This window comes from Pseudomonas sp. EA_65y_Pfl1_P113 (assembly GCF_963970525.1).
Lineage (GTDB): Bacteria > Pseudomonadota > Gammaproteobacteria > Pseudomonadales > Pseudomonadaceae > Aquipseudomonas > Aquipseudomonas tritici.
The window spans coordinates 1-441 of sequence record NZ_CAXAQM010000634.1; the positions used below are offsets into that span (position 1 = coordinate 1).

Consider the following 441-nt stretch of genomic DNA (forward strand, 5'->3'; position numbering starts at 1 on the left):
GAGAAGGTGTCGCACTGGTTGGGGTCGCCCGTTTCCATCCCCTTGCGCAGCCACGCCATGCGCTGCGCCGAGGTGCCATGGGTAAAGCTGTCGGGCACCACACGCCCTTGCGATTCCTGCTGCAACGTATCGTCGCCGATCGCGTGTGCGGCGGTAAGACCTTCCTCGAGATCGCCTGGATCGAGCCGATCCTTGTTCTGCGCGGCCCACACCCCGGCATAGCAATCCGCCTGCAACTCCAGTTTGACCGAGGCCTGATTGCCCTGAACTTCGCTGCCGCGCTGCTGGATCGCCGCGACCTTGTCCGACGTACCAAGCAAATTCTGGATATGATGACCGAATTCATGCGCGATCACGTAATCCTGCGCGAAATCGCCCTTGGCCCCGAAGCGGTTGGCAAGTTCGTCGAAGAAGCTGGTGTCGAGATAGATGCCCTGGTCG

The 441-nt window shown here is 61.2% G+C and carries 1 protein-coding gene; it reads right to left on the reverse strand.

Annotation, left to right across the window (positions count from 1 at the left end; all coding sequences use genetic code 11):
- On the reverse strand, nucleotides 1–441 hold a 441-nt coding region (locus AACY52_RS31475), incomplete at both ends, for a neutral zinc metallopeptidase (protein WP_339561573.1).